The 6,020-nt window shown below is 55.8% G+C and carries 5 protein-coding genes and 1 pseudogene; 4 read left to right on the top strand and 2 right to left on the bottom strand.

Annotation, left to right across the window (positions count from 1 at the left end; all coding sequences use genetic code 11):
* Positions 1-248, bottom strand: a pseudogene (locus QM579_RS05165) (hypothetical protein); the annotation flags it as partial.
* 21 nt (positions 249-269) lie between these two features.
* On the bottom strand, positions 270-1,610 hold the full coding sequence (locus tag QM579_RS05160) for an RNA polymerase sigma factor RpoD/SigA (RefSeq protein ID WP_414998111.1): 1,341 nt from the start codon (positions 1,608-1,610) through the stop codon (positions 270-272).
* Between the two features lie 348 nt (positions 1,611-1,958).
* Between QM579_RS05160 and QM579_RS05155 the strand changes: the two genes are divergently transcribed.
* From QM579_RS05155 to QM579_RS05140, 4 genes are all read left to right on the top strand, one after another.
* On the top strand, positions 1,959-4,367 hold the full coding sequence (locus tag QM579_RS05155) for a homocysteine S-methyltransferase family protein (protein ID WP_414998110.1): 2,409 nt from the start codon (positions 1,959-1,961) through the stop codon (positions 4,365-4,367).
* Between the two features lie 106 nt (positions 4,368-4,473).
* Positions 4,474-4,941 carry a TlpA family protein disulfide reductase gene (locus tag QM579_RS05150; RefSeq protein WP_414998109.1) on the top strand — a complete coding sequence of 156 codons (468 nt, stop codon included), beginning with the start codon at positions 4,474-4,476 and terminating at the stop codon, positions 4,939-4,941.
* Positions 4,942-5,166: 225 nt separating this feature from the next.
* The gene (gene hpt / locus QM579_RS05145; protein WP_183718102.1) at positions 5,167-5,718 is read left to right on the top strand and encodes a hypoxanthine phosphoribosyltransferase; all 552 of its coding nucleotides are present in this window, start codon (positions 5,167-5,169) and stop codon (positions 5,716-5,718) included.
* Positions 5,715-6,020 (top strand): zinc-ribbon domain-containing protein (locus tag QM579_RS05140; protein WP_414998112.1); only part of this gene is annotated, 306 nt, incomplete at its 3' end. The genes hpt and QM579_RS05140, both read left to right, overlap by 4 nt.

The raw sequence follows: 6,020 nt of genomic DNA, 5'->3' as shown, positions 1-6,020 counted from the left end.
TCGTCCTCGTCATTAAGCGCCTGCGAGTAGAGCAGGAAGGCATAGGTGCTTTTAGCCTCGGGCGAAAGCTTTTCTTCGGGCTGACGCACTTCTACATGGCGCAGGGCAGAGTAGTTGACGTCTTCTGCTGTAGCGCTTTTTTCGGCTGCTGCTTTGGTTCCGGCACAACCCCCACAGCCAAGAAGGGAAAAGGAGGTGGCGGCGGCCAGTGTCAGGGCGCAAAAGAGCGCGATGTGCTTACGTTTCATTGCGGACTTTATCCGTGCTGCTTAGGATTGAATCCAATGATCGGAGAAGTCTTCGATACCACTTTTCAGGTGCTGGCCGATTTTTTCCACCAACCGCGCCTCTAGCTGGCGCACTCTCTCTCTTGTTATATTATACCTTTCGCCTATCTCGCGCAAGGTAACCGGTTCGTCTGTAAGTAGCCTGTTGTGCAGGATATACAGCTCTTTTTCATTGAGTTTTGGCATGATCGTCTTGAGCTTGGAACGTACCAGTCCTGCAATTTCGTCTGTGGCAAGCGTGTCTTCAATGCCCGGCCCAAGGGCAGGCAGAAAGTCCATTCTGGTGGCCCCGCCCGTGTCTTCACCCACCTGGGCGTTGAGCGACATGTCGGTGGAAGCCAGCCGTTGGTCCATCTCGTTGATCTGGTCTTCTGTCACGCCAAGGCGTTCCGAGAGCATGGCTGCGTCAGGGTCAAAGCCCTGCATGATAAGCTTTTGCCGCTCGCGGTTCAGATTGTAGAACAATTTGCGCTGCACCTGCGTGGTGCCGATTTTGACCATGCGCCAGTTGTCCATGATGAACTTGAGAATATAGGCCTTGATCCAGAAAGAGGCGTAGTAGGAAAATTTGATGCCCTTGTCTGGGTCAAACTTGTTGACCGCACGCATAAGCCCCACGTTGCCTTCCTGCACAAGGTCAAGCACGTTCTGCATCCAGCGGCGCTGAAAGTCCATAGCTATGCGCACCACCAGCCGCAGGTGTGAAGACACCAGGCGGAAGGCCGCGTCCGCATCATTGTGATCACGCACGCGCACAGCCAGTTCGTGCTCTTCGTCGGGCTTGAGCATGGGAAACTTGCTCATTTCGCGCAGGTACAGGTGCAGGCTGTCGCGTGTGCCCACTGCGGGCAGGCGCGAGGACGAAGGCGCGGGCATGTCTCTATCTCTGCCTTCACCAATGGACAGCGGGGAGTCGTCCATATCTGTGTCCAGCCCTGTGCCAACAAGGTCGTCCTGATCGTCGTGAGACTCGAAATCCAGTTCCTCTTCATCGTGCTCGGGGGCGGACTCCAGGTCGTCAACGTCCAGAACCGGGCCGGAGTTACGGCTGTCTTCATCCCGCTCAACGGGCGATGAGGCTTTTTTCTTTTTGCCTTGCTGTTTTTTTTCTTCCAGATCGACAGCAGGCTTGCCCTTGCTTTTCAGGCCTGAGCGGGCGCTGGGGCCGCTTGGGGCAGAATTGGCGCGGGGTTGGGATTTCTGCGGCCCATCAAGAATTTCGACAACCCCAACCGGAGGCGCGTTTTTTTCGCCTTTTTCCGTTTTTGGGGCGGCCTTGGCCGTGCTGAGGGCTATCTTGCTATTTTTTTTCATTTTATCCATACTCAGTCATTAGCGCTACGAAAAGCGCTGCAATGCCTGTATGCTATAGTTTTGGTTTGTTCTTTTCAATATTATTCAGTACTGAAAGGCCAACCGCATCCCCTCTGCCGCGCGGGACCATGCTGAAAACAGTCTGTCCGGCCTACCGCCTCAGATTTTTGAGTTCTGTGTGGTTTCTGGTGGTTACAACGAGGCGCTTCTTTTTCGGAACGCCCTGTAGCCTTGGGGACGTTTTAACAGCATACAGGCATTATGCCCGGAAAGCAAAGACGGGCTTGCACCACAATGGGGCTGATGCCCGGCAAGACTTTCAACTATATTACTTATGACGGCCAAGAGGCGGCATTCATGACATTCAGACAAGCGCTCGGCACGAGGCGTCCTCTTTTGCTGGACGGGGCCATGGGTACCATGCTCCAGGCCTCTGGCCTTCCCGCTGGCACAAGCCCCGAAGAATTTTGTATGGAAAACCCCGATATTCTGCGGGGAATCCATGCCTCCTACCTCAAGGCGGGGGTCGACATTCTGACCTCGTGCACCTTTGGTGGAAACTCCTATAAGCTGCCGAAGGGGCTGGATGTCTTTGCTTTCAACAAGCGCATGGCTTCCGTTGCCCGCGCTGCCGCCGCTGATGTGCCGCGCTCTGGGGACCGCCCTGTTTTTGTGGCTGGCAACGTGGGGCCCACCGGGCACTTCATCAAACCTCTGGGCCCAGCAGAACCCCGCGAGCTTATTGAAGCCTTTGCTCTTCAGATTCGCGGTCTCGTCGCCGGAGGGGTGGATCTTATCTTTATTGAAACCCAGTTCGATCTGGCAGAAGCCAGAGCGGCTGTGGTGGCCGCCCGGCAGGAATGCGACCTGCCTGTCATGGTTTCAATGACGTTTGAGCAAGGCGTGAGCCTTACGGGTTCCACTCCTGCCATTTTTGCAGAAACCATGCAGAATATGGGCGTTGATGTGGTGGGAACCAACTGCAGTCTGGGACCAGAGCAGATGGAACCCGTTGTGGCGGAACTTTTGAGCGTCTGCGCCTGCCCTGTCATGGCCGAACCCAACGCCGGTCTGCCCGAATTGCATGGCACGCAAACCGTCTTTCCTCTTGGTCCGGAAGGCTTTGCCGAAAAAACTGCTCCCTTCGCCCACCTGGGCGCACAGGTGCTTGGCGGTTGCTGCGGTACCACCCCCGGCCATCTGGCGGCGTTGTCGCAGGCCTTGCGTGGCCTTGGCGAAATTAGTGCGCCAAAGGTTGAACGCCGGGGCATATGCCTCACAAGCCGTTCACAGCTGGTGCGCATAGGCGAAGGGCATCCGTTGGCCATCATTGGCGAACGCATCAACCCCACAGGCAAAAAACAGCTTACGCTGGAATTGCAGGAAGGCCGCTTCGACACGGCCATGCAGTTTGCCGACGCCCAACTGGAGGCCGGAGCAACAATACTGGACGTCAACGTGGGCGCGCCTCTGGTAGACGAAAACACGCTCTTGCCGGAACTGGTGCAGAATCTTGTGGGCCGCCTTACAGTGCCGCTGTCTGTGGATTCGTCCAATGCCCAGGCCATTGCCAACGCGCTTCCGTATTGCCCCGGCTCTTTTCTGGTGAACTCCATCAGCGGCGAAGCCGGACGAATGGAGCTGCTGGGCCCGCTCTGCCGCGACTATGGCGCTCCGTTCATTTTGCTGCCCATTGAAGGCGCAACCCTGCCCGAAAAAGCGGTCGACCGCATCCGCACGGTAGAAATTCTGATCCAGCGTGCCGAGCAGCTGGGCATCCCGCGCCGTCTCATGATGGTGGATATTCTTGCTCTGGCCGTATCGTCCAGCCCGGATGGCGCGCGCCAATGTCTTGAAATGACGCGCTGGTGCTCCAGCCAGGGGCTGCCCACTACATTGGGTCTTTCCAATCTTTCATTCGGTCTGCCTGCGCGTGATCTGCTCAATGCCACCTTCCTGGCTTACGCTGCCGGGGCTGGCCTTTCTTCCTGCATTGCCAATCCTTCGGCCCAACGCCTGCGCGAAGCGGCTGACGCTTTGAAGGTGCTGGGAGAGCATGACCCGCACGCGGCTTCCTTTATTTCCGGCTATGCCGGGTGGAAGGCAGGCGAAGGCAGCGTTTTGCAGCGCCAGGGCGGCGGCGGGGCGGCCAAAACCCTGGGCGACGCCGTGCTCAACGGCGACAGGGAAAATGTACTGTCGCTGCTGCAAGCAGAGCTGGACAACGGGGCAGAGCCTTTCAGTCTCGTGCAGGACGTGCTTATCCCCGCCATCACCGAAGTTGGCGCGCGTTATGAGAGGCGTGAATATTTTCTGCCCCAGCTTATCCGTGCCGCAGAAACCATGCAGACGGCGTTTGCCCATCTGAAGCCCATGCTCGAAGCCGGGCGAGGACCAGAAACAAGGCCTGTCGTAATTATGGCTACAGTGGAAGGCGATATTCACGATATTGGCAAAAATATTGTCTCCCTGCTTTTGGGCAACCACGGTTTTGACGTCATTGACGCAGGCAAGGACGTGCCTGCCGACGCCATCGTGGCTTGCGCCCTGGAGCATAAAGCGAGTATTATCGGCCTGTCGGCCCTGATGACCACCACAATGGTCCGTATGGAAGACACCATACAACTGGTGAAAGAAAAAGGGCTGGCCATCAAGGTTATGGTGGGCGGCGCAGCTGTCACCCAGGCCTTTGCCGACTCCATCGGAGCAGACGCGTATTGCGCCGATGCTGTGGGAGCGGTGCGGGCTGCCAAAAATTTTATGTAGACTGACTTGGTGCGTGGGAGTAGTCATGCCGGACATCCACGTGCGGGCCTGGGCGGCATGTAACTGTTCACGTTATACATGGGTTTGCAACTCATCAAGGTAGCATATGAAAAAAATCATTCTCCCCCTTTTGCTTTGCCTGTTGCTGCCATGCGCGGCCTTCGGGGCGTCTGCCTCGGTGCCTTCCCTCAATCTTGCGGGCCTTACCGACCTGCTGGTCAAGAACAAGGGCAAGGTCATCATGCTCAACTTCTTTGCCACGTGGTGCCCTCCCTGCCAGGTTGAAGTTCCCGATCTGGTGGCCGTAAACAAAAAATTTGCGGGCAAGGATGTGCTTATCATCAGCCTTTCTGTCGATGAAGACGAAAAGGTCGTTGTGCCCTTTATGAAAAAAATGAATATGGATTATCCTGTGTATATGGCTGGCCGCGACATTACCAAGGCATTTCAGGTCAGCAGCATCCCGCACAATGTTTTTTTCGCCAAAGACGGTCAGAGGGTCATATCCGAGCCGGGTATTGCCGATACCGAGATGATGGAAATGGTGTTCAACAAGCTGCTTGAACAAAAGTAAGCAGAAGCGGGAACGGTTTTCATGTTTGAGATTGGGGCGGGCTGCGTTATGGTTGTGGGCCGTCAGGAGGCCAGGGCGTAATGGCACTGTTTATGGAGACAGCGAACGCATTTGGCGGTCGTTGCTTCTGCCGCGGGGAACAACGCGGGTATTTTGCACTGGAGCCGGCAAACGCCACGGCCCCTGAGAGCGGGGGCGTCAGCGCAGCCCGTGTTGGAGGATCAGATGGCTAAGGTGGGGCATGATCTCAAGGTCAAAGAATTGAAAACCGTTTATAGCGCGGAATTAATTGCCGAACGGGTTAAGGAACTGGCTGCTGAAATTGACGCCCATTATGGGCAGGAACCCTTGGTAGCCGTGTGTGTGCTCAAGGGGGGCTTTGTCTTCTTCAGCGATCTGGTACGCGCCTTGCACAACAAAAATCTGGAGCTGGATTTCGTGCGCCTGTCCAGCTACGGCAAGGGAGCCTCCACCTCAAAGCATGTGATTTTCAGCAAGGATGTTGAGATTGACATTTGCGACAAGCATGTGCTGATAGTGGAAGATATTGTGGACAGCGGGTACAGCATGCGTTTTCTGCTTGGTCAGTTTGCCGCCCGCAAGGCCCGCAGCCTGCGTCTGGCCGCTTTGGTCGATAAGAATGAACGGCGCGAAATTGATGTACAAGTTGACTTTGCCGGTTTTAAGCTGAACGAAGGCTTCATCGTTGGTTATGGTCTCGACTACGCGGAACACTATCGTAATCTGCCTGGTATTTTTGAGATCATACCCGAATAATAGAATCCTGCTGGTTCCGGCTGCCGGATATGGTTTTGGGGAGTAACGGCATGGAAGTAAGATGTCCCAATTGTTCAAGCCGCTTTAATCTGCCAGAGCAGTTTGCCAAACCGGGCGTAAAACTACGCTGCACGGTTTGCAAAACTGTTTTTGCCTATGATCCGGCCGAGCAGCTTGCGACTCAGGGCCCGCTGCCGGACATGCCCGTCAAGGGCCGGGGCAGGTTTGGCAAGATACTGGCTGTGCTGCTGCTGATACTGGTTTGCGCAGGCGGCGGGTACTGGTATTTTAAATACTTTGCC

Origin of the sequence: Desulfovibrio sp. (assembly GCF_047607245.1) — a bacterium.
Classification (GTDB): Bacteria; Desulfobacterota; Desulfovibrionia; order Desulfovibrionales; family Desulfovibrionaceae; genus Desulfovibrio.
This window is presented reverse-complemented; position numbering and strand designations above follow the sequence as displayed.